The sequence below is a fragment of the Pectobacterium atrosepticum genome (assembly GCF_000740965.1).
In the GTDB taxonomy this organism is placed as follows: Bacteria; Pseudomonadota; Gammaproteobacteria; order Enterobacterales; family Enterobacteriaceae; genus Pectobacterium; species Pectobacterium atrosepticum.
The window spans coordinates 3,981,466-4,004,771 of the sequence record NZ_CP009125.1 but is presented as its reverse complement, the minus strand read 5'-3'; the positions used below and the strand labels follow the sequence as shown (position 1 = coordinate 4,004,771).

At 51.1% G+C, this 23,306-nt stretch carries 24 protein-coding genes; 11 read left to right on the top strand and 13 right to left on the bottom strand.

Annotated elements, in window-relative coordinates; translation table 11 throughout:
- Positions 1–72 precede the first annotated feature (72 nt).
- The 5 genes from GZ59_RS17700 to GZ59_RS17680 all read left to right on the top strand — a co-directional run bounded on the left by GZ59_RS17700 (position 73) and on the right by GZ59_RS17680 (position 4,674).
- Positions 73–1,410, top strand: coding sequence for a PTS sugar transporter subunit IIC (locus tag GZ59_RS17700; RefSeq protein WP_011095148.1), 1,338 nt, complete (start codon positions 73–75; stop codon positions 1,408–1,410).
- Between the two features lie 24 nt (positions 1,411–1,434).
- The gene (locus tag GZ59_RS17695) at positions 1,435–2,871 is read left to right on the top strand and encodes a glycoside hydrolase family 1 protein (protein ID WP_011095147.1); all 1,437 of its coding nucleotides are present in this window, start codon (positions 1,435–1,437) and stop codon (positions 2,869–2,871) included.
- Between the two features lie 29 nt (positions 2,872–2,900).
- The gene (locus tag GZ59_RS17690; protein ID WP_011095146.1) at positions 2,901–3,218 is read left to right on the top strand and encodes a PTS sugar transporter subunit IIB; all 318 of its coding nucleotides are present in this window, start codon (positions 2,901–2,903) and stop codon (positions 3,216–3,218) included.
- Between the two features lie 218 nt (positions 3,219–3,436).
- Positions 3,437–4,204, top strand: coding sequence for an FCD domain-containing protein (locus GZ59_RS17685; RefSeq protein ID WP_011095145.1), 768 nt, complete (start codon positions 3,437–3,439; stop codon positions 4,202–4,204).
- Positions 4,205–4,206: 2 nt separating this feature from the next.
- Positions 4,207–4,674, top strand: a complete 468-nt coding sequence (locus GZ59_RS17680) for a GNAT family N-acetyltransferase (protein WP_011095144.1) — start codon at positions 4,207–4,209, stop codon at positions 4,672–4,674.
- A 63-nt stretch (positions 4,675–4,737) separates the two neighbouring features.
- On the opposite strand, the gene GZ59_RS17675 is transcribed toward GZ59_RS17680, so the two are convergent.
- Complete coding sequence (locus GZ59_RS17675; RefSeq protein ID WP_039293506.1) at positions 4,738–6,390, bottom strand: methyl-accepting chemotaxis protein; 1,653 nt, start codon at positions 6,388–6,390, stop codon at positions 4,738–4,740.
- Positions 6,391–7,023: 633 nt separating this feature from the next.
- Here GZ59_RS17675 and aas point away from each other — a divergent pair.
- The 3 genes from aas to GZ59_RS17660 are packed head-to-tail and all read left to right on the top strand — an operon-like array spanning position 7,024 to position 10,928.
- Complete coding sequence (aas, locus tag GZ59_RS17670; protein WP_039293503.1) at positions 7,024–9,240, top strand: bifunctional acyl-ACP--phospholipid O-acyltransferase/long-chain-fatty-acid--ACP ligase; 2,217 nt, start codon at positions 7,024–7,026, stop codon at positions 9,238–9,240.
- Positions 9,237–10,460 (top strand): lysophospholipid transporter LplT, encoded by a 1,224-nt coding sequence (lplT, locus tag GZ59_RS17665; RefSeq protein ID WP_011095141.1) that lies wholly within the window; start codon positions 9,237–9,239, stop codon positions 10,458–10,460. The genes aas and lplT overlap by 4 nt, the downstream gene beginning before the upstream one ends.
- 12 nt (positions 10,461–10,472) lie before the next feature.
- Positions 10,473–10,928: a GNAT family N-acetyltransferase gene (locus GZ59_RS17660; protein WP_039293499.1), complete on the top strand. Its 456-nt coding sequence runs from the start codon at positions 10,473–10,475 to the stop codon at positions 10,926–10,928.
- A gap of 93 nt (positions 10,929–11,021) precedes the next feature.
- Here the strand turns inward: GZ59_RS17660 and GZ59_RS17655 are convergent, their stop codons facing one another.
- Positions 11,022–11,150: an entericidin A/B family lipoprotein gene (locus GZ59_RS17655; protein ID WP_010279129.1), complete on the bottom strand. Its 129-nt coding sequence runs from the start codon at positions 11,148–11,150 to the stop codon at positions 11,022–11,024.
- 374 nt (positions 11,151–11,524) lie between these two features.
- Here GZ59_RS17655 and GZ59_RS17650 point away from each other — a divergent pair, with 374 nt between their 5' ends.
- Positions 11,525–11,911: a hypothetical protein gene (locus GZ59_RS17650; RefSeq protein ID WP_011095138.1), complete on the top strand. Its 387-nt coding sequence runs from the start codon at positions 11,525–11,527 to the stop codon at positions 11,909–11,911.
- A 439-nt stretch (positions 11,912–12,350) separates the two neighbouring features.
- On the opposite strand, the gene GZ59_RS17645 is transcribed toward GZ59_RS17650, so the two are convergent.
- Both GZ59_RS17645 and GZ59_RS17640 read right to left on the bottom strand, forming a co-directional pair.
- Positions 12,351–13,007, bottom strand: coding sequence for a hypothetical protein (locus tag GZ59_RS17645; RefSeq protein WP_228729491.1), 657 nt, complete (start codon positions 13,005–13,007; stop codon positions 12,351–12,353).
- Between the two features lie 200 nt (positions 13,008–13,207).
- Positions 13,208–14,416, bottom strand: coding sequence for an MFS transporter (locus GZ59_RS17640; protein ID WP_039293495.1), 1,209 nt, complete (start codon positions 14,414–14,416; stop codon positions 13,208–13,210).
- Positions 14,417–14,519: 103 nt separating this feature from the next.
- Here GZ59_RS17640 and GZ59_RS17635 point away from each other — a divergent pair, with 103 nt between their 5' ends.
- Complete coding sequence (locus GZ59_RS17635) at positions 14,520–15,437, top strand: LysR family transcriptional regulator (protein WP_011095135.1); 918 nt, start codon at positions 14,520–14,522, stop codon at positions 15,435–15,437.
- A 78-nt stretch (positions 15,438–15,515) separates the two neighbouring features.
- Here the strand turns inward: GZ59_RS17635 and GZ59_RS17630 are convergent, their stop codons facing one another.
- The 8 genes from GZ59_RS17630 to GZ59_RS17600 all read right to left on the bottom strand — a co-directional run bounded on the left by GZ59_RS17630 (position 15,516) and on the right by GZ59_RS17600 (position 20,449).
- On the bottom strand, positions 15,516–15,740 hold the full coding sequence (locus GZ59_RS17630; protein WP_080708297.1) for a type II toxin-antitoxin system RelE/ParE family toxin: 225 nt from the start codon (positions 15,738–15,740) through the stop codon (positions 15,516–15,518).
- Positions 15,691–15,951 (bottom strand): type II toxin-antitoxin system ParD family antitoxin, encoded by a 261-nt coding sequence (locus GZ59_RS23095; protein ID WP_071843040.1) that lies wholly within the window; start codon positions 15,949–15,951, stop codon positions 15,691–15,693. The genes GZ59_RS17630 and GZ59_RS23095 overlap by 50 nt, the downstream gene beginning before the upstream one ends.
- 230 nt (positions 15,952–16,181) lie before the next feature.
- Positions 16,182–17,321, bottom strand: coding sequence for a radical SAM family heme chaperone HemW (gene hemW / locus GZ59_RS17625; protein WP_039293491.1), 1,140 nt, complete (start codon positions 17,319–17,321; stop codon positions 16,182–16,184).
- Entirely contained in the window at positions 17,314–17,907 is a 594-nt protein-coding gene (locus GZ59_RS17620) for an XTP/dITP diphosphatase (protein WP_039293489.1), read from the bottom strand. The genes hemW and GZ59_RS17620 overlap by 8 nt, the downstream gene beginning before the upstream one ends.
- 17 nt (positions 17,908–17,924) lie before the next feature.
- Positions 17,925–18,215 carry a DUF167 family protein YggU gene (gene yggU / locus GZ59_RS17615; RefSeq protein ID WP_005974847.1) on the bottom strand — a complete coding sequence of 97 codons (291 nt, stop codon included), beginning with the start codon at positions 18,213–18,215 and terminating at the stop codon, positions 17,925–17,927.
- Positions 18,212–18,766 carry a YggT family protein gene (locus GZ59_RS17610; protein ID WP_010295003.1) on the bottom strand — a complete coding sequence of 185 codons (555 nt, stop codon included), beginning with the start codon at positions 18,764–18,766 and terminating at the stop codon, positions 18,212–18,214. The genes yggU and GZ59_RS17610 overlap by 4 nt, the downstream gene beginning before the upstream one ends.
- A gap of 50 nt (positions 18,767–18,816) precedes the next feature.
- Complete coding sequence (gene proC, locus GZ59_RS17605) at positions 18,817–19,638, bottom strand: pyrroline-5-carboxylate reductase (protein ID WP_039295236.1); 822 nt, start codon at positions 19,636–19,638, stop codon at positions 18,817–18,819.
- A gap of 97 nt (positions 19,639–19,735) precedes the next feature.
- Entirely contained in the window at positions 19,736–20,449 is a 714-nt protein-coding gene (locus GZ59_RS17600; RefSeq protein WP_039293482.1) for a YggS family pyridoxal phosphate-dependent enzyme, read from the bottom strand.
- A gap of 21 nt (positions 20,450–20,470) precedes the next feature.
- Here GZ59_RS17600 and GZ59_RS17595 point away from each other — a divergent pair, with 21 nt between their 5' ends.
- Positions 20,471–21,487 (top strand): type IV pilus twitching motility protein PilT, encoded by a 1,017-nt coding sequence (locus GZ59_RS17595; RefSeq protein ID WP_011095128.1) that lies wholly within the window; start codon positions 20,471–20,473, stop codon positions 21,485–21,487.
- On the opposite strand, the gene GZ59_RS17590 is transcribed toward GZ59_RS17595, so the two are convergent.
- Positions 21,456–23,288, bottom strand: a complete 1,833-nt coding sequence (locus GZ59_RS17590; protein ID WP_011095127.1) for a sensor domain-containing diguanylate cyclase — start codon at positions 23,286–23,288, stop codon at positions 21,456–21,458. The two genes, GZ59_RS17595 and GZ59_RS17590, sit on opposite strands and share 32 nt — an antisense overlap.
- Positions 23,289–23,306 lie beyond the last annotated feature (18 nt).

Sequence of the window (23,306 nt, the reverse complement as noted above, 5' to 3'; positions counted from 1 at the left end):
TTACCCTGCGCGTAACGGCCATCCCGCGTATAACACGCGATATAACAATATGATGATCAAAGAGGTGGTGTTATGTCATTTAAGGACCAACTGATTGATTCATTGGGCTCATTTGCCAATAAATTTAATAGCCTGCGGTACATCATGGCGATTAAGGCATCCTTTATTACGCTGATGCCCGTCATTATCGTCGGCGCGTTTTCCGTTCTGATTTCCAACATGGTGATGGACCCTAAAAATGGTCTGGCCAGTTTCTCCATGTTCTCGTTTCTGGCGGAGCTCAAGCCGATCATGAGCGGCATTAACTACGCCACGCTCAGCTTTTTGACTATCGGTGCCGTCTTCCTGATTGGTATCGAGCTTGGGAAGATTAACGGTTCACGCGGGCTGTTTCCCGGCCTGCTGGCGGTGATCTGCTTTATTGCCGTTACGCCAACCACGATCGAAATGGCCGTCAACGGGCAGATGATGGTGGTCAAAGACGTGCTGGCGAAACAGTTTTCCGATACCAAAAGCCTGTTTCTGGGGATGTTCATCGCCATCCTGTCGGTAGAAATGTATACCCGGTTAGAAAGCGTCGATCGGCTGCGGATTAAAATGCCTGACAGCGTGCCGCCTAATGTTGCAGCCTCTTTTTCTGCGCTGTTTCCTTCCATCATCACGGTGGTTGCTATTGCCACCTTTGGGTTTGTGTTTCACCGCGTGACGGGCATGTACCTGTATGACGCTGTTTATCAGGTGGTGCAACAGCCGCTTGAATCCGTCGTACAAAGCCTACCCGGTTTATTGGTGCTGATGTTCGTCGCCCAGCTGTTCTGGGTGATTGGGATTCACGGTAACCAGATGATTAAACCGATTCGTGAACCGCTGCTGCTGGGGGCGATTGCCGTCAACATGACGGCGTTCGAACAGGGACTGGAAGTGCCGAACATTATCACCATGCCGTTCTGGGATGTGTACATGAGCATCGGTGGTTCCGGTTTGACGATTGGCCTGCTGATGGCGGTGATGATCGCGTCTAAACGCAAAGAGATGAAAGAGATTGCCAAAATCTCTTTCGGCCCCAGCGTGTTCAATATTAATGAGCCAGTGATTTTTGGTATGCCGATTATGCTCAACCCGATTCTGGCGATTCCCTTCATTATCACACCGTTAGTCACCGGTACGATTGGTTATTTCGCCACCAGTATGGGGTTTGCCGGTAAAGCGGTGGTGATGGTGCCGTGGACGACGCCGCCAATCATTAACGCCTGGCTGTCGACGGCGGGCTCCATGGGGGCGGTCGCGACACAGATCGTGTGCATCATCGTTGCGATGCTGATCTATCTGCCGTTTGTCAAAGTTGCGTCTCGCCGAGCTGAGTTAGCGCAGTTGGAAGCGGAAAAGCAGGCCGCAGCGAAAAAAGCCTGAAACGGACGAGAAGAGAGGTAACGCATGAGTAAGGTTTCACTGACTATTCCCCCAGATTTTATTCTGGGTGCGGCGGCATCGGCATGGCAAACGGAAGGATGGAGCGGCAAGAAGGCAGGGCAGGATTCCTATTTGGATCTCTGGTACAAGCAGGATCGTCAGGTGTGGCATAACGGGTATGGTCCGGCGAAAGCGACAGACTTCTTTAACCGTTATCGAGAAGATGTGGCGCTGATGAAGCTGGCGGGGCTGACGCACTATCGTACGTCGATCAACTGGTCACGTTTTATGCTGGACTATGAGAAGGGCATCGTCGATGAGGAGTACGCAGCCTACATCGATAATCTGCTGGATGAAATGCACCGGCAGGGGATCGAACCGATGATCTGCCTTGAACATTACGAACTGCCCGCCTGCCTGCTGGAGAAGTATCAGGGCTGGTCATCAAAGCAGGTAGTGGAATGGTTTGTGCTGTATGCCGATACCGTTTTCGCCCGCTATGCCGGAAAAGTGAAGCGCTGGTTTACCTTCAATGAGCCGATTGTGGTGCAGACGCGCGTTTATCTGGACGCGCTACGCTACCCTTATGAGCAGAACACGCACACGTGGATGCAGTGGAATCACCATAAGAATCTGGCGACGGCAAAGGTGGTGCAGCGGTTTCGGCAGAAGGGTTATGACCGAGAGGGCGGCTCGATCGGCGTGATCCTCAACCCTGAAGTGACGTATCCGCGATCTCGTGCGGCGCATGATGTGAAAGCGGCACACCTTTACGATCTGTTCTATAACCGCGTTTTCCTCGATCCGGCGCTAAAAGGGGAATATCCAGCGGAACTGATCGCGCTGCTGGCGCAGCATCAGGTGAAGTGGGATTACACGGAAGAAGAGCTGGCGATCATTCGCGATAACACGGTCGATGAGGTGGGAATCAACCTGTATTACCCGCACCGGGTAAAAGCGCCTAGCCGTGAATGGAACAAGGAAACGCCTTTCCATCCTGCTTATTACTACGAGCATTTTGAGTTGCCGGGACGCCGTATGAACACCTCGCGCGGCTGGGAGATCAATCCCAAAATCATTTACGACATGGCGAAGCGTATAGAGCGTGAATACGACAATGTGCCGTGGTTTGTGGCGGAAAACGGCATCGGTATTGAGAATGAGGCACGCTTTAAAGACGATGCGGGCGTGATTCAGGATGATTACCGCATTGCGTTTATTGCGGAGCATCTTTACTGGACGCTGAAGGCGAAGGAAGAGGGGGCAAACTGCCGAGGCTATATGCTGTGGGCGTTTACCGACAATGTTTCGCCGATGAATGCGTTTAAAAATCGCTACGGATTGATCGAAATCGATCTGGAACAGGATCGACAACGGCGGCCGAAAAAATCCGCCGCCTGGTTTCGTCAGCTACACGACACACGTCAGCTTGAATTGACGTTGGATGATGAAGAGAAATAGACGCAGATAACCAAAATGAGGAACGGAATATGAAAAGAATCGTACTGGCTTGCTCGGCAGGCATGTCGACCTCACTGGTGGTCACCAAAATGGAGAAGGAAGCAGAAGCGCGGGGAATGGTGTTTAAGATCTACGCGATCCCGGAACAAAATCTGCGGGATGAATTGCAGGAGTTCGGCAGCGATATTATTGCGGTTCTGTTGGGGCCGCAGGTGCGCTTCAAACTTAACGAAAATAAAAAGCTAACGGACAGCTATCAGATTCCTATCGCGGTGATCGACTCTGTCGCCTATGGCACATTAAATGGCGCAAAAGTACTGGATCAGGCGCTGAGTTTGGTAGACTAATGCCCCACCGCGACGTCAGTACGTGTGGCTGGGCGCATGCCCTAAATAATTCGAGTTGCAGGAAGGCGGCAAGCGCAGGAATCCCCAGGAGCTTACTCAAGTAAGCGACTGGGGTGAGTAAGAGAAGCCAACGTACATGCAGCTTGAAGTATGACGGGCATAAATCGGTGCGGGCCTGACGTCCGCATTCAGTGCGACAGTGTATGTAGGGTGAAAGCGTGGCGAAGGATGTGGTTCTGCAAGAGAAGAAGCAATATCAGGAAATCGGCTGTGATTTGCGCCAGAAGATTCAGTCAGGGGATTACCCTGTCGGATCGCGTCTTCCTCCTGAACGAAATATTGCGGAAACCTATGGCGTTAGCCGGACGATAGTGCGCGAAGCACTATTGATGCTTGAGTTGGAAGGTACGGTTGATATTCGTCAGGGCTCCGGGGTTTATGTCCTGCGTATTCCCGATGAAGACGATGCGGCAGACAGCGCCAAAAATCATATCGGCGCGTTTGAAATGCTACAGGCGCGCCAACTGCTGGAAAGCAATATCGCTGCATTTGCGGCACGCATGGCAACGCGGGCAGATATCGAAAACCTGCGTAAAATACTGGAGCAAGAGCAGGCCGCGATTGTCGTAAAAGATTACCGTGGTGATTTCGATCGCCTGTTCCACCTGCAAATTGCTGGCGCGACGCAAAACCAGATGCTGCTGGAAACGGTCAGCAATATTTGGGCGTGCCGGGACGATAATGCGCTCTGGCAGCAGCTTTATACCCACGTTGGTACGCAGGGTTATCGCCTGAAATGGCTGGCGGATCATCAGGCTATTCTGGCGGCACTGCGGCGTCGCGATGTGTCGGGCTCTTATCAGGCGATGTGGCAACACCTTGAAAATGTCAAAAATACGCTGATGGAAATCTCCGACGCCGATGCGCCGGAGTTCGACGGTTATTTATTTGATTCTGTGCCGATTTTTCAAGGGAAACTGGTGTAGTCATGGCGGACACGGCTTTGGCGAATATTGTTTATCTGGCGGATTATCCCCAGCATCAGGAACAGGTGATCGACTGGATATGGCAGGCATTCGGTAGCCAGAATAGCCGTGAATTCTTTGCCAGTGTTGTACGCAATAGCCTGAATCCTGCGGCGCTGCCGCTGACGTTTATCGCGCTGGATGGTGATCGTTTAGTTGGGACGGTAGGGCTTTGGCGCTGCGATTTAATCAGCCGACAGGATCTGACGCCTTGGCTGGCGTCGCTGTATGTGGAAGAAAGTTATCGTGATAAAGGTCTGGGCGTGGCACTGCAACGGCACGTACTGGATTTCTGCCGCCGCGCAGGTTTTGAAGATCTTTATCTGTACGCCACGTTTAGAGGCTATTACGAAAAGCACGGCTGGCGTTACATCGGCGATGGGCTGGACTACCCAGACAAAGCCGTGCGGCTGTATCACCAGCCGCTGTAGGCGGTCTCTTAGTTTGCATAAAAAATGACTCAGAGACAGCAAACCCGAGAAGTATCGGGGACATCAGAACGATGTCCAGTCTCCTTCACCAGCTGCGATACCGCTCTTGCCCGGTGCTGCCAGCGCAGGCCTAAGGGTTAACGGCGCCGCCGCTGGTGTACGGGCGATCTGATGGCCGTTGCCTAAGCGGAACTGGCTGACCGTCTCGGCCAACTGTGCGGCCTGCTGTTGTAGAGACTGCGTGGCGGCCGACGCTTCATTCACCAGCGAGGCATTCTGTTGGGTGGTCACTTCCATCTGGTTCACCGCAACGTTCACCTGCTCAATGCCCATCGTTTGTTCATTGCTGGCAGAACTGATCTCTCCGACCAGATCGCTGACTTTGCGCACGCCATTGACGATATCTTGTATCGACACACCCGCTTGTACCACCAATCGGTTGCCCGCTTCGACGGTTTGAACGGAGCGATCGATCAACTCTTTGATCTCTTTGGCCGCAGAGGCGCTGCGCTGTGCCAGACTGCGCACTTCACTGGCGACCACGGCGAAACCACGACCTTGCTCACCGGCTCGTGCGGCTTCTACAGCGGCATTCAGCGCCAAAATGTTGGTCTGGAACGCGATGCTGTCGATGACGCCGATGATATCGACGATCTTCTTCGAGGAAGAGTCGATCGCGCCCATCGTTTCCACTACTTCTGTCACCAACTGGCCACCCGATTGCGCTTGCTGTGTGGTCGATTGTGCCAGTTGATTGGCCTGACGGGCGTTATCGGCATTCTGCCTGACCGTCGAGCTTAACTGCTCAATGGAGGCGGCGGTTTCCTGTAACGCACTGGCCTGCTCTTCCGTGCGGCTGGAAAGGTCGATATTACCTGCGGCAAGCTGTGAAGAAGCCCCCGCGATGGATTCAGACCCTTGGCGAACTTCGCCAACGATAGAACGCAGACGCACCGTCATATCTTGCAGCGCGTGCAGTAGCTGGGCTGCTTCATCGCGTCCTTCCGGCTGAATATTGTGCGTCAGATCGCCCGCCGCGACGGCCTGTGTCGCACGGACGGCACGCGCCAGTGGCTGCACGATACTGCGGGTGAGCACCCAGGCGATCAGGACGCCGATGATGGCGCTCAGCACGCCCGTGACGGCAAGGATGAGATCGCCACGGCTTGCGCCAGCGTTAATGTTTTGCCCCATTTTATCGATGCTGGCGCGTTGGTGGTCTCGCAGCGCTTCCACGCTAGCCAGATAACCATTGGAAGCCGGAACGAACTCATTGTCGAAGAGCGTTCTGGCGCTGTCGAAATTACCCGCGCCTTTTTCTGTGATAATCGCATCGCGCTTTTTGATGTAGGACTGACGATATTCGCCAACTTTGTCGAATAAGGCTTTTTCTTCTGGTGTAGAGATCAGGCTGGCAAAATCCTCCTGCCGTTTACCGCTTTCTTTACTGGCCCGAGTGTTTTCTGCGGCAAATAGCTCAACCAGCGAATCGTCATTGCTGCGTGCTACCGCCATACTGCGCTGGACACCAGCGACGAGCGTGGCATGCCAGTCCGATGCCAGCCGTTCTTTGCGTAGCGGCTCTTGCATCATCTGTTGTGTACTGCTGGACACCTGGTTAAGTTGGTAAATGCCGCTGGTCAGCATGGCCAGCGAAAGCGCAATAAGTAGGCCAAAGCCGCCGGCCAGTCGGGTACCTATTTTGTAGTTCTTCATTATTCGTTACACACACCTGGTTAAATTCAGCGTCTGCCCTATGCAGACTCCGCGATCCTACTCCTCACTTTCTGATTGATTCTGTTGAAAAAGTGGACTAATACCCCTGTGTTTGAGTGGTCATTTATACATAAAAAATCAGGAAATGTGATCGGACGGGAAAAGGGTGAAAAAGAGGGATCGGAGAGAAAAGGAGTCTTTAAGGGAAAATAGCGGTATTTATCTGGTGAAAAGGCGGTAAGAAGGTGGTTGGCTTACATGATTCGCTAGAATTTTACAGTTGGTTGCACTTATAGAATAACTCTTTCGATTCATCGCTGGTGAAGATAAGTCGCGATCCCTAGAGTAACAAGTCCCAGAGGTATTGATTGGTGATACATCGATGTACTCTGTACATTGAAATCATTTGATTACACCAACCTACGCGGATGCGTAGGTTTTTTTTTGCCTGAATTTCCCGCTTTTGCTATCTCCAGCGATTTTAATGCTATGCGAATGATGTGCTGACGACAATCTTCGCGTTAAGCCGCGCACCGTCGCTTGAACTATGGCGTGTATATAGTATTTTGACGTATCGTTTGGTGGTTTTGCGCTTTAGCAAGCTGCCCGTTTATCTGTCTATTGGGAGAAGGCATGATTCATACCCTGTTACGTTGGGTGTTCCAGCGTCTGTATCGCATCCGGATCGAGGGCGACAGCAGCCAGTTTCAGCAATCCAAATTGCTCATCACCCCCAATCACGTCTCTTTCCTTGACGGTGTCCTGCTGGCGTTATTCTTACCGATAAAACCGGTTTTTGCCGTGTACTCTTCTATTTCCGATCGCTGGTTTATGCGCTGGTTGAAGCCTTATATCGACTTTGTGCCGTTGGATCCCACCAAGCCTCTGGCGATCAAAGGGCTGATCAAGGTGATCGAGCGCGGCCAGCCTGTCGTGGTTTTCCCCGAAGGGCGTATTAGCGTAACGGGATCGCTGATGAAGGTTTACAGCGGCGCGGCGTTTGTCGCGGCGAAATCCGGGGCAACAATTATTCCCGTGCGTATTGATGGGATCGAGCTTTCGCCGTTTGGTCGGCTGGCGGGCGTGTTTAAACGCCGTTGCCTCCCACAGGTTACTATCACCTATTTGCCACCGACCACATTGCCGATGCCGGAAGCCAGCAGTGCCAGAGCGCGTCGCGCACTGGCCGGTGAACGTTTGCACCAGATTATGATGAAGGCGCGGATGGAAACGCGTCCGCAGCATACGCTGTATCAGGCATTTCTGGCGGCGAGATCCCGCTATGGACGGCATTCTGCCAGCATTGCGGATATTTCATTTAACGAAGACAGCTATCAGGGCTTATTGAAAAAATCGCTGGGCGTGTCGCGCATTTTGCAGCGCTTCACTCGCGCCGATGAACATGTCGGCATGCTGTTGCCCAATGCGACCATTACTGCGGCATCAATCCTGGGCGCATCGCTGCGTAACCGTATTCCCGCGATGCTGAACTACACCGCTGGCGCGAAAGGGCTACAAAGCGCAATGAAAGCGGCAGGGATCAAAACGATCGTCACGTCTCGCCAGTTTCTTGAAAAGGGCAAATTGACGGATCTGCCGAAGCAGGTCAGCGAGGCCAACTGGGTTTATCTGGAAGATTTGAAAGACACTGTGACGCTGAAGGATAAGCTGTGGATCCTGTTTCATCTGCTATTTCCTGCCCGCGCGATGCTGCCGCAGAAACCCGATGATGCGGCCATCGTGCTGTTTACCTCCGGCTCTGAAGGGAATCCGAAAGGCGTCGTGCATTCTCATGACAGCCTGCTGGCAAACGTTGAGCAGATTCGTACCGTGGCGGATTTCACCCCGCGCGATCGATTTATGTCTGCACTGCCGCTGTTCCATGCGTTTGGCCTGACGGTTGGTCTGTTAACACCGCTGATGACAGGCGCTCGCGTGTTCCTCTATCCCAGCCCGCTGCATTATCGCATCGTGCCGGAACTGGTTTACGACCAGAACTGTACCGTGCTGTTTGGCACGTCTACGTTTTTAGGCAACTATGCGCGTTTTGCCCACCCGTATGATTTTGCTCGTCTGCGCTATGTGGTCGCTGGGGCTGAAAAGCTGTCTGAGACGACGCGTCAGGTCTGGCAGGACAAATTCGGTATCCGCATTCTGGAAGGATATGGCGTGACCGAGTGCGCTCCGGTAGTGGCGATCAACGTGCCGATGGCGACGAAAATCCATTCCGTCGGCCTGCTGCTGCCGGAAATGGAGTCGCGTTTGATTACGGTGCCGGGTATTACGCGCGGTGGTCGGCTGCAACTGCGCGGGCCGAATATCATGAAAGGCTATTTGAGGGTGGAAAATCCCGGCGTGCTCGAGACGCCTGCTGCAGAAAACGCAGAAGGTGAATTGCAGCAGGGCTGGTATGACACTGGCGATATTGTCGAACTCGACGAAAGAGGGTTCTGCACCATCATCGGTCGCGTGAAGCGCTTTGCCAAGCTCGCGGGGGAGATGGTCTCGCTCGAAAGCGTGGAACAGCTGGCGGTTAAAGTGTCGCCGGAGGCGCAGCATGCAGCCAGTGCGAAAAGCGACAGCAGCAAAGGCGAAGCGCTGGTGCTGTTTACAACGGACAGCCAGATAACCCGTGATGTGCTGCTTGCACAGGCCCGCAGCAGCGGGGTGCCAGAATTGGCAGTACCACGTGATATTCGCTATGTGAAAGCGTTACCGTTACTCGGCAGCGGCAAGCCTGATTTTGTCACGCTACGCCAAATGGCTGAAGAGCCTAATTCCGAGCAATCGATCATCGAACAATCGATCGTCAAACAACCTATTACTAACGCGTCGGAGCCTCGTGCATGAGTCAACAGACTGAACCCGCGACGCCTTTGCTGTCGCGTAGTATGAGCGCGGTGATTATCGCGCAGTTCTTCTCCGCGTTTGGTGATAACGCGTTGCTGTTTGCTACGTTAGCGCTGATCAAACAGCTGGTGTATCCCGACTGGAGTCAGCCGTTTTTGCAGATGGGGTTTGTGGCCGCGTACATCGTGTTAGCGCCATTTGTCGGACAAATAGCGGATAGCTTCGCCAAAGGGCGGGTGATGATGTTCGCCAATACCCTGAAACTGGCCGGAGCGCTGCTGATTTGCGTGGGTGGTAATCCGTTTCTGGGATACACGCTGGTGGGCATTGGTGCCGCTGCGTATTCACCCGCGAAATACGGCATTCTGGGTGAGATCACGCGTGGCGATCAGTTGGTCAAAGCCAATGGCTTGATGGAAGCCTCGACCATTGCGGCGATCCTGACCGGATCTGTGGCGGGGGGCGTGCTGGCGGACTGGAATATTTACGCGGCACTATCGATTTGTGCGGTGGCTTATGGCGTGGCGCTGGGCGCGAATATGTTGATTCCACATCTCAACGCCGCACGTCCAGGGCAGCCGTGGCATCCGGTGCAGATGGCGAGCAGCTTCTTTTCTGCCTGTCGTGTGTTGTGGCGCGATGGCGATGCCCGGCTTTCGTTGATTGGCACCAGCATGTTTTGGGGCGCGGGCGTGACGCTGCGTTTTCTGCTGGTACTGTGGGTGCCGCATGCGCTCGGCATTACCGATAACGCGACGCCGACGCTGCTTAATGCGATGGTCGCCGTGGGGATCGTGCTGGGGGCGGGGGGCGCTGCCAGACTGGTTACGCTCGATAATGTACGACGCTGCCTGCCTGCGGGATTCCTGATCGGCGTGGTCGTAGTGATTTTCACTCTTCAGCATAATCTCCTTAGCGCCTATTCCCTGCTGATTTTGCTGGGGGCGTTGGGTGGATTTTTCATTGTTCCGCTTAATGCACTGTTGCAGGAACGGGGAAAAGCCAGCGTCGGTGCGGGTAATGCGATTGCCGTACAGAATTTGGGTGAGAACGGCGCTATGCTGTTAATGCTGGGGCTCTATTCTCTGGTGGTGAAACTGGGCGTCTCGGTTATCGCGATCGGGATTGGTTTTGGCGTTTTGTTTGCGCTGGCGATTGCGCTGCTGTGGGCATCGCTAATCCTGACTAAGCGCCGTGCACGTTCCGCCGGTGCAAAATAGGGAAGGGTGAAAATGAGTCTGATATGGCATGACTGGGATGTGGCAGACCTTAACGTGTATTCACTGCATGACATATTGGCGCTGCGCAGTCAGGTATTTGTGGTTGAGCAAACCTGCCCCTATTTGGATATTGATGGCCGCGATCTGGTGGACGGTAATCGCCACATCGCAGCATATCGCGACGGCAAGCTGGCCGCGTATGCTCGGTTACTCGCTCCTCATCCGAACAACGATGTGGTGACGATTGGACGCGTGATTGTGGCTCCTCACGCTCGTGGGCAACATCTGGGCCATCAGTTGATGGAGCACGCGTTGATTGCCTGTGCACGCCACTGGCCGCAAAAGCATCTTTTCCTGTCTGCGCAGGCTCATCTACAGGCGTTCTACGGCGCGTTTGGCTTTGTGGCGACCGGTGAGGCATATGACGAAGACGGTATCCCGCATATTGATATGCTGTCGGCGTTCTGAGGGATATTGAGCCAACTGCGGAAAGAGTAGAGATCGCGGCGTAAACGAAAAAACCGGCTGAGTATGGCCGGTTTTTTGTTATTTTACGGTGGGTTAGCTAGCGGCGTGTGAAATTTTACTACCCAGTTTCTGCACGTCTTGGCCAAAGCCGCGCGTGGTGTTACAGCCGCTCAATGCTGCTGTGACCAGCAGCGCTACTACGATTGTTGTTATACGTTTCATCATCGTTACCCGCAGGTGGTTGATAAACAGGTGTGATAAATAGAGTGTGATAAGTTTCTACTGTGTCATAACCGCAGGTAAAAATTCAATCCTCGTATAGCCTGAACCAGCTGATATCGTTTGAAATTATGTTGCTGTTGATGGGTATGAGCTCTGATCTGACTCTGTTAATGCACAGAGCTAAACCTAATTTGAACGGCAGCTATTGCCTGGAGCGGATGTTGCTAACATCTGAATGTACTAATCTGCGGGGGCTGGTCAGCTTCTATAATCGATGATTCGTATTGACAGATACAAACAGGTAAAATATGGTTAACACTTTGTAAAAAATGGAATCTAAAATTAGCAACCCCTTTAATATTATGAGGATTTTAATGAAAAAAATTTTACTGTGCGGGCTTGTACTGGCTACTTCCTCATGTGCTGACTTTCCGAAAAATATTGGCGATCAGATGAAAGCAGTGAATGAGGCACTCACGCCTAAAACGTCGAACGCTGTACAGACGACGTCCACAAGAAAAGTCGGCACTATCACTAATGACCAATGCAAAAACAGCGTTGGGCAAACGCGATCTTACTTCGAACAATTAGTTGGATTTAAGCTTAATGAAAGTAATTCATCCGGCTACACGTCCTTCTCTGAGACTTACAATCTTAAAATATCCGATCGTAAAGATCGCTTCGGTGGTAACTTAGCAATTTGCATCATCTCTATCGATCCACAGTCTAATAAAGTCACGACATTCTCGATGCCGACATAATATCAATACAGACATCTAACCGGGGCATATTATTTTCCCCGGATATTTTTTCAATCTCTTATACAAAATTAAAATAACTATTCAACGGCATTGACCCTTATTTCATTGGGCATAGCTATCGCGTTGTTGTTTTCTGTACATCCGCCAACAGATAGCATATTACGGAAATTCCCTAAACGTTGTATTTAAGCTGTGCAGGTGGGAGACATTTTAACAAAAGCCAATATATATCAGCAGCCCTGATATTCTTACATTCTTTTTCCGCTTAGTGCCAGGAGCAGATGTAGTAGTCATTTATAATGTGTTCATTAACAGAATAGGTGTGTGGCTGGCCAGCCACACTCTTGAAAAGTTGATAAACTTCAATACTTCCTTCTGGGACTTCATTTCCCTCCCCGCGCCAGTTGCAGGGCAAAGGAGATGAAATTTACTGCCAACGCTAAAACTGTGGTTTAGTCGCCTTTTGCTGATCCATATATTTGCTAGTAGCATTTTGCCAGGCAGGATCAATCAGCTTAATTTTTGTATTTCCCATAGTAAGGCTTGCCGTGCCACTCTCACAGCCCATTCCTGAACTAGGCATCGGTTTTTCACACCACACAGGAAATACTCCACCAGTTGATACTGGTCCGTACTTTTTCAGGGCAGCCTTGACCATGTTGTCTTCATTTTCTTTCGTCCAAGGTATTTCATAGATGACCTGCGAAACAGCCATCGGATTAGATTTATTATAAGGAATACGAGGATCGAAACTCACCTGCATGCGGGTGCCATTGTTTTCATATACAAGATCCTGAATCTGCGGGCTACCGTAAATAATGGTAGCATACTGATTTTTCATGGACTTAGAGGCTCGAATTTTATCTGCTGAAACACCGAAATTTTTTTGCATTGCCGTGCGAGCTTCTTCAACACTCATTCCGGTCTTTACGCCGCCGACATCGAAGGATTTTACATCAACAGAACGAACGGACGGCGCGGAATAGGCTGGAGGAACAAGATAGGGCAGAGCTATTAAGATTGCTGGAGACAATGCTAATAAATTTTTTTTCATCTTCTTTCCTTTGAGATTGATTTCAACATTCATTTTCTGCATCAAAATTGCGGGAACCCTCCACGACTTGAGGCAATGTTAAATAATTTAACATAAATGAATGTTTGTTTGAAGACGATCGCATAGAGGCATAATTTTGTTGAGATTTATTAAAGATTATTGCATACGGAATGTCCGCTTCCGCTCAACGCTGTCCTTAAGCTCAGTGAGCCTGTGTCCTTCGCGCAAGAGCGGACGTTATGCTAATCAATGATGGGGCGGTCAGGCTGGAGAGTACGTTTAGCCAGTTTCTTTTGAAGTATTATGACCATTACGGGAAATCCAGATGCGGCTAATGCACTTACAACCAACAGTCTGTTTAGATTTTGCGTTGTTATTCCCTGATCAGGTAGTAATAAGGAAGACAAAAAGAATGCGAGAGTTGTTATCAGGAACATCATTGCTGTCTGTAGTGAAGAAAAACTGGCTCGTTGTTCATTCTCAGGATACTGGACAGCAACCGACGAAGCGGAAACCAGTCGGCTATATGAGGCTCCAAGAAATAAGGTTATAAATAGAACGGCATTATGATAGCCCATTGCAGGAATCAGCAAACTTGCTACAAAGAATAGCGTTGAAATTGTTGCCAACATCAGAGCAGATAAATGCGATGTCAGAACACCTGTTATTTTTGTAGACAGATAACCTGCAATCCCCCCACTTAAGAACAATAAGGGTAATAGGGTTTGTTGTGCTCCCATATACTGCAACATTAATGGAGTCAAAATGGGAATAATGAGCATTGGACTAAATTGTACCAGTGCAGAACAAGAGGCGAAAAGTAAGGTTTGAGCATCAATAGATAGTTTGGCTTTCACGCCTGATTGAACCGTATCCTTGGGAATAATAAATACTATCAACGGTAAAGACAGCAGGCAAAGTGAACTGATTAACCACAACGCAGTATGCCAACCATAGTGTGTGCACAAAAATAATATAGCTGGCATTCCGACGATACTTACCATCGAAAATGATGTAATCACCGTTGCCAGTATTTTTCCTCGCAAGTTTGCTGGGGCACAATTTATCAAAATACTCGTACCCACACCCATTGTCGTACCACCAACCAACCCTGCGCAAAATCGTAGTACCAGAAGCGTGCCAAAATGAGTAGTGAGTGTGGACAAAAATGTTAGTGCTCCCAGGAGCACCATATTCTTGATCAAGAATTGTTTTTTATTAAACAGGTCGATCCAATAAAAAGCAATAATTCCAGAAAGGACGGCACCCAGTGTGTACATACCAGAGACATAACCAGAAAATGATACAGGAACCGAAAACTCGTCTGCCATAAAAGTAAAAACAGGCGTTAACGCCATATACTCCAGCGCATTAGTGAACTGGATAAAAGCCATTACAATAGCTATCCGCATGAGGGCTTTATGATTAAACGTTTGTGTGACCAGTGGCATAGCAAGCAACCTGTGGATGAAAGATATCTGAGTTTAATCGATATCAATGGCGTGCATTACATGGTAAAAATGGTGCTCATTATTATCATATATGGGATAATTGATGCGTCCGGCTCTTGATTTTAATACCCTGAAAGTGTTCACTGCTGTGGTTGAAAGAGAAAGTTTTGTTGGGGCATCGAAAGTCCTTGAAATGCCGACATCAAATGTTAGTCGTTGTATTTCTCAGTTAGAAGAAAAACTGAATCTTCAGCTTATTGAGCGCAGCACTCGACATATGAAACTCACCCAAGCGGGGCACTTACTCTATACCCGAGCGAAGCCATTACTGGAGGCGCTTGAGCAAACTGAGACAGAATTAACGTTGCGGCAAATGCAACTCAAGGGCCCATTACGTATCTGTATTCCCAATGAAATAGGTCCTGCATTGCTGGGTTCTGTCGTTGCCGATTTTGCCTGTCAGTACCCGGATCTAGAGATTAGCTGTGTCACAAATTTGTCTGGTTTCGAATCCCTGCGGGATGATCTGGATTTAGCTATCATTATTACCCGCGGTCAGATGGATGACAGTGACTACATAGCTCGTCATCTGGTGACTATTCCTTGCACCATTGTTGCAGCCCCCTCCGTTATTCAGCGTTATGGCACCCCTTCTCATATCCAGCAATTTGAAGAATTACCCTGTATTACAACGGTAAGTGCGCTGAAAGGCGCTCCCTGGCAGTTTGTCAATACAAAGGGGGGATTCGAGACAATTAAGGTTAAAGGGCATTATCGGGTAAATAGCGGAGAGATGGCTGGACGGGCTGCGGTATCAGGTGTCGGTTTTGCAATTCTATCGAAACAAGCCTGCCAACCCTACATTGACGATGGACGGTTAATCGAGGTTGAGTTTGAACAATCGGTAGCCCCATTACAATTGTTCGCAATTTATTCAGATCGGCGTTACTTGCCCGCCAAAACAAGATCGCTCATTGATTTCATACATCAGAAATTGAGCAATATATCCTTAGCAACATAAGGCAGCATTGAATCGCCACAGAGAGTACAGTTGTCACAATGAATCCCTACTTAACACGGAACGCCCGCTGTTCGCTCATTACGGCCTGCCAAATTTGATTGTATTCTGTCCGCGAAAATTGTTGTGCCTGATAGCGATAAATGCGTGTTCGATGGTTTCCAGATAGGCTTCAGCCCTTTCTTCATTAAAATTCCGCAGGCCATAAAGATAAATGTCTTCCAGATCGCGCTGTGCTTGCGGTGTTAGCTTGATTTTATCGGGTGGCCGTTCGCGTCCTGTTTCTGATTTTTTGCAAGAATTCATCTTTATCCCACTCCTGTGGCTCTCCGCTGTTTATCCCTTCAGCGATTAAATGACGCAACGTTTGCAGATCTGACTCCGCCTGTTTTTCCCGTAGCATTCTCAGCGCTTCCCGAATGACTTCACTTTGCGTGCGGTAATCGCCTGATTCCACCAGCGATTCCACGTAATGGCGAAGTTCATCGCCAAGGTCAATTGTCATGGTTCTGGCCATCATGCCTCCGATTCTCAGATGTAAGATTTATTCTTATCAGAAGCGAGTAGCGTACTTAAAGATGAAATCGTCGTCTAGTACAAGGAAAAAGGATTTTCGCACCGCGTACAAGCGGTGCTTGATGGGAAAGGGAGGCGGTTCGCAATAAGCGTTGTAAACGTTGCAAAAGAGAAACAGAAGGGAAAGCAATGGGCAGGTTTACCAGAGAAAACGTGCCCACTGAATTGTTGCTACTCTTCCGCCAGAAACAGCTCCAGCAGAGAATTCAGAAACAGTTTACCGTGTTCGGTGATTTGCCAGTGGGTGGCGGTTTCCGTGAGGTAGCCTTGTGCCAATGCCTGATCCAACTGCGGACGGATGCTGTGTTCTTCCAGACCGGTATAGGCCGTGAAATCCGCGCGCGGGGCGGCTTCCAGCAGGCGAAAGCGATTCATGAAAAACTCAAAAGGCCGATCGTCGTTGGCAACATCGTGTTGCTTATCCATGTACGTGCCCTGCATATAGCCACGTGGATGACGGACTTTTACCGTGCGCAGAATGCGGCCGTCGCTGAAGGTCAGCTTGCCGTGTGCCCCACAGCCAATCCCCAGATAGTCACCGAAGCGCCAGTAGTTCAGGTTGTGCTGGCACTGGTAGCCCGGTTTGGCATAGGCGGAGGTTTCATACTGCTGGTAACCCGCTGCGCTCAGTAGTGCGTGACCCTGCTCGTAGATGTCCCACAGTGCGTCATCATCCGGCAGTGTTGGCGGACGAGAGCTAAACAGCGTGTTGGGCTCGATGGTCAACTGATACCACGATAAATGCGGCGGATTGAGCGCAATCGCCTGACGCAGGTCGTCCAGTGCTTCGTCCAATGATTGATCCGGCAGGCCGTGCATCAGATCCAGATTAAAACTGCGTAATTTCAGACCGGTTGCTAGCTGTGCCGCGCGCTTGGCCTCTTCTGGGCCGTGAATACGCCCAAGACGCGTCAGCTTTTGCGGATCAAAACTCTGTACGCCGATGGAGATACGGTTAATCCCTGCGCGTTGATAACCGCTGAAACGGTCGGCTTCGACTGTACCGGGATTGGCTTCCATCGTAATTTCAGCATCTGGCGTTAACGGAATTCGCGCCCGAACGCCGTCGAGCAGTGCCTGCATCGCTTCCGCGCTTAGCAGGCTAGGTGTGCCACCGCCGATAAAAATTGAGTGCAGTGCGCGGCCACCCGCGAGTGGCAAATCGGCATCCAGATCCGCCAGCAGATGATCGACATATTCCTGATGCGGCACATCGCCTTTCAGCGCATGCGAGTTGAAGTCGCAATACGGACATTTCTGTACGCACCACGGAATATGGATGTACAGGCTGAGCGGGGGGAGCTTAAGCATTGCGTAGCGCATCCAACAGCAGGCGTAGCGCCTGACCACGATGGGACTGCGCGTTCTTCTCTTCACGCGTTAATTCTGCTGCCGTTTTACCCAGCTCAGGGACGAAGAAAATGGGATCATAGCCAAAGCCACCGTTGCCAGAGGCTTGGTGTGTCAGTACTCCCTGCCAACTGCCGTGGCAGACAATCGGTGTCGGGTCTTCCGCGTGGCGCAGATACACCAGCACGCAGTGGAAGCTGGCGCGGCGTTGCTCATCCGGTACATCTTTTACTGTCAGCAGTAGCTTATCCAGATTTTGCTGGTCGCTTGCTTCTACGCCCGCGTAGCGTGCCGAGTAAATGCCCGGTGCGCCGCCCAGCGCATCGACAGCTAGCCCTGAGTCATCGGCAATGGCTGGCAATCCGGTGATTTTCGCCGCATGACGTGCTTTCAGGATGGCGTTTTCGATGAAGGTCAGGCCGGTTTCTTCGGCGGAATCCACGCCCAGCTCGGTTTGAGCCACAATATCCAGACCGAAATCGGCCAGCAAGCTGGCGAGCTCGCGCACTTTACCGGGGTTTCCGGTAGCCAAAACCACTTTTTGCATCGTCTTGTCCTGCGTGTTTATTCAATGAATTCCGCGACGTCAGCCGGGATGTGCTGCGGATGGGTAATTCTAATCTGTTTATGCCGTCCGAGTTCGCCTTTTTCAATCACAACCAGACTCTTGGCGACCCGAAACTGTTTGGCGAGGAATTTGGTTAGATGGGCATTGGCCTGCCCATCAACCGGTGGAGCGGTGATGGCGACTTTCAATTCGTCGCCATGCAAACCCACGATCTGATCGCGGCTGGCTTTCGGCTGAATATACAGCCGAATCACCAGCGCATCACCGTGGCGGGTAATCGCACTCACAGCAGGAACCACAGCCCCGGAAACAGGTCCATGCCCAGATAGTTGAGCATATACAGAATCAGAATGACGGCCATGGCAGAGAAATCAATGCCGCCCATCACGGGGATAATGCGACGGAGCGGTGCCATTAGCGGCTCGGTCAGCTGATGCAGCAGGTACTCAATGGGGCTACGGCCCTGGCTGACCCAGCTCATGATGGAACGAATGATGATGACCCAGAAGACCAGATAGCCCGCGGATTTAATCAGCGAAATGAGCCCGACCAGCAGGTTCATTGGGCTAAGAGAGATGGCGCCAACCTGAATCAACAACAGTAACGGGTATTTGATCGTCGTCAGGATAAAGGCCAGCAGCAGTGAGGCGCTGTCAATCGGCCCCAGCGACGGCAGAATCCGGCGCAACGGCCCGACAATCGGCTGTGTGATTTTGACGACAAACTGCGACAGTGGGTTATAGAAATCACTGCGTGACCACTGCATCCAAATGCGTAGCAGCAGGACCATTACATAGAGGTCGACCAGCGTTTTGACCAGAAAAGTCAGGGTGAGCATAAGTACGTCTTTTCCTTAATAAGATAAAGAATCGGGGATGCCGCTTTTGATTAAAAAAGCGTTTCCATTTCCTGTGCGCGAGCAATTGCCGCCTGCATGGCCTCGGCCACGGTTTGCGTCAACTGCTGTTCGTTAAACACCCGTAGTGCTTCTGCCGTGGTGCCACCTTTGGAGGTGACATTTTCCCGCAAGGTCGACAGCGGTGTATCGGGATTAGCCTCAACCAGCGCAGCAGCGCCCGAGGCGGCCTGTTGTACCAACAGGCGAGCGGTTTCTTGATCGAACCCTTGGCGAATGGCTTCCTGCTGCATCGCTTCCATAAACAGGAAGAAATAGGCCGGTGCGCTGCCCGCTGCGGCGATCACGCCGTTAATGCCGGATTCGCTATCTACCCAGCAAATTTTACCAACGCTCTGCATCAGTTGTGCGGTGAAGTCTTTATCATCCTGACTGACGGATGCGGGGGCGTACATTCCGCTCATCCCTTTTCCGACCAGAGACGGCGTGTTGGGCATAATGCGCACGATATTCAGCGGCTCACCCAGCAGCGCCTGGAAACGGGCGATGTTGATTCCCGCGGCAATCGAGAGCACCAGCTTGCCCGCGAAATTGACCTGTTCATGTAACGGTTCGCAAACCGTCGCCATCATTTGCGGTTTGACGGCCAGAACAATGACGTCCGCTTCCTGAGCGCAGCGTGCATTATCTGCGCTACTGATGACGCCATATTGTGCAGCCAGCGCATCGCGGTTTTTACCCGAAGGCGCGCAAACGCTGATGTGTTGAGCGGGATAACCGCCGTTGACCAACCCGGCGATAATGGCCTGCGCCATATTTCCGGCACCAATAAACGCTATTTTACGTTGCTGCATCTGCATTATCGCTGATCACCTGTTCCGTTTGTATTCTGTCTAAAGATGACGTGTTGTTCAGGGCATGCCTGTTGTTTATGCGCTCTTGGCTGACTGTTCATGCCTTTGGGGATGAATAGTCTCGCGCGCCAAAGACTGCCGTACCGATGCGCACCAACGTGCTGCCTGCGGTAATCGCCGCACGCATGTCATCCGTCATCCCCATAGAGAGTGTATCAATATGCGGATAATTTACTGACAATGTTTGGAACAGCGCTGTCATTTGTTTAAAAACAGCAAGCTGCCGTTCGTGATCCGTTTCCGGTGCCGGAATGGCCATTAACCCGCGCAGGCGTAGGTTAGGCAAAACGGCGACGCTGGCGGCGAGTTCTGCAAGTTCATCCACCATAATGCCGGATTTGCTCGGCTCATTGCTGATATTAATCTGCAATAGAACATTTAGCGGCGGCAAGGTGGCTGGACGTTGTTCACTCAGACGCTGTGCGATACGCAGGCGATCCACGGTGTGAAACCAGTCAAAGTTCTCCGCTACCAGCCGACTTTTATTTGACTGTAACGGGCCGATAAAGTGCCATTCCAACGGTGTGTTCGGCTGGTTTTCCTGGAAATAATGAATCTTCTCCACGCCTTCCTGGACATAATTTTCGCCGAACGCACGCTGACCTGCCGCAATGGCTTCTTCGATCGCGCTCACAGGTTTGGTTTTACTGACTGCAAGTAGCGTAATTTCTTCTGGCGCTCGTGCGCAATGCGTCGCGGCGGCTGTGATTTGCTGCTGGATGTCCTGTAGATTCTGCTGGATTGTCGTCATGGTTATTCAGGAGGTTAATCTATGGAGTTGGATGAGTGGATGGCGCGTAGTGTAAAACATAATGCCTCGGATCTGCACCTTTGTAGCGGGCATCCTCCGGTGTTGCGTGTGGATGGGCGGCTACAGCCTGAAAATACCTTACCATGTTTAACGCCGGAGCAGGTGGCACAATGGTGCGATGTCTGGCTAGAACCGACTCAGCAAGAGCAACTGCGGCAGGCAGGGCAGGTGGACGGCGCCTTAATGTTGCCTGACGGACAGCGCCTGCGGGTAAATGTGTTTCGTCAGCGGGAAGGACTGTCTGCGGCGCTACGCATTATCCCATCTGTTCAACCTTCATTGGATGCGCTACATGCGCCACCCGTGCTCTCGACGCTGCTGGAGAAACCAAACGGACTGATCCTGATTACCGGCGCGACGGGCAGCGGTAAATCCACGACGCTAGCGGCGATGGTCGGGGCGTTAAACGACAGCAGCGATCGCCATGTGATTACGCTGGAGGATCCGATCGAGTTTATTCATGTCAGCCGACGTTGCCTGATTCAACAGCGAGAAATCGGTGCGCACAGCGCTTCTTTTGCGCAGGCGCTACGGGCGGCATTGAGGGAAGATCCTGATGTCATTCTGCTGGGAGAACTGCGCGATACGGAGACGATTCGGCTGGCGCTGACAGCAGCGGAAACTGGCCACTTGGTGTTATCAACGCTACATACGCGCAGTGCATCACAGGCAGTCGACCGTTTGATTGATGTTTTTCCCGGTGAAGAGAAAGCCTATGTTCGTAGCCAGTTATCGACCTGTTTGCAGGCGGTAGTGACGCAAAAGCTATTGCCCGCAGCGCAAGGCGGTCGAATTGCACTTTATGAAGTGCTGACTGCTACAGCGGCAGTCAGCAACCTGATTCGTGAGGGAAAAACGCACCAGCTTCCTGGCCTGATTCAAACCGGAGCCGCTGCGGGAATGCAAACGTTCGAGCAAAGCTACCAGCAGCGCTGCCGGGATGGGCTTATTTCACACAGTTGCGTCCTTGCCGTTTAGCTGCGTAGAGATTTTCATCGGCTAACTGAATCCAGTCTTCAACGGAAGCGAGATCGGAACGGTAAGCTGCGATCCCTGCACTGATCGTGAAATTCAGATTCTGGCGATCGTATTCCAGCGTATGTTGCTCAATCGCTTTGCGAATACGCTCGATAGCCATGACGGCGGTTTGATAAGGGACATCTTTTAGCAGGATGATGAATTCTTCTCCCCCAATACGGGCGACCAGATCTTCCTGACGTAATGACATACGCATCAGCATCGCCAGTTCTTTGAGGACGGCATCGCCAGCCAGATGGCCGAATTGGTCATTAATGTTTTTGAATAAATCGATATCAATAATCGCCAGGCAGCTTTTATCTGCGTGCTGGTTTTGCTGTCTGAGCAGGAAAAATGCGCTGGCTTGCTCGAAGAAGCTGCTGCGATTTGGCAGGCCAGTCAGAAAGTCATGTCCTGCGTTAAAGCGGAGAGACGCTTCTATCTGTGTGCGTTCATCCTCAAGCAAACGCGCGTGAATGATGATACCGAGCGTTTTTACCAGCGGAGCCAGTAACTCGATCATCGTTTGATCGTAACCTTCCCGGCGGTTGGCCAGTGCGATCATCCCGACCGTTTTGCCGTTGTGGGTGATAGGAATACCGAGCAGGGAATGTAGTGCAGGATGTATGGGGGGAAGGTCCCGACCGGCCTTTTGCCTCAGTAGGCTATTGGTGCACACCACCGTGTTGTGAGTCACAACATGGCCAAACAGGTTATCAAGTTTACGCAGCCTCAGGCCGCCGTGGGTTCTGCGCTGGTGTCTGTACCATGTCAGGGTTTCTTCATCCCAGGCAAGGTTGGAAATCGCAGGAAGGTATAGTGATTGGCCGTCTTCATCTTCCTGCAACGTGGCGATAAAACCGAAGCTGCTGTTGGTCACGTCAAGCAACCGCTCGAAGACTTTATCGCAGGCTGAAGGCAGATTATGGTCGAGCAGAAAGCTGTCATGAACTGACAGCAGGATATCGAGAATGATACCTTGCTGATGGGCTTTCTTTTCGGTTTCGACGTTTTGCGTGATGTTGTGAGCATATTTAATGATTTTTCTCACATTACCATCACTATCCATGACCGGACTATAAGTTGCCTGTATCCAGAATGAATGGTTGCCTTTGCCCAGTCGGTGGAAGCGCCCGCTGATAGGGTGGCCGCGATGCAAGGTTTCCCAAAATGTTTGATAGTCGGCCTGTTCGGTATAAATGGGATCGCAGAGTGATTTGTGATGTAGACCGAGAATTTCCTTTGCTTCATAGCCTGTCAGTATCAGGTAGTGTTTATTGACGTGAGTGATATAGCCGTCTTTATCAAATTCGATCACGCCCTGTGCATTTTCAATCGCATCTAGCTGTGCTCGATGTTCCGACATCAGACGTTTTTCCTGAGTAATATCAAGCGCCAGTTTTATTACACCAATCCGACGACCTGAATGATCAATAATTGGCGTATATGCGGCGTGGAGCCAAATAATGTCCCCTTTTTGGGTTTTTCGTTGAAATTCCCCCGCATTGATATTCCCTTTGATGACATCGTGCCAGAAATGGTCGTGTTTTTGACGTTGTGCTTCTGGCAGGAAAAGCGTGTGGCTTTTCTGAATAATGTCTTCTTTTTTATAGCCCAGCATTTTGCAAAAAAGAGGATTGGCTTCAATCAGTTTCCCTGCCAGATCGAATTCGGCGATAGCATAGACGGAATCGAGCGCGTGCAGTTTGGCTTCATTGTCAAACCTGGTAATCAAATCAACATCGACTGACTGATTATTCATGTTTATCTCTGCCTATAT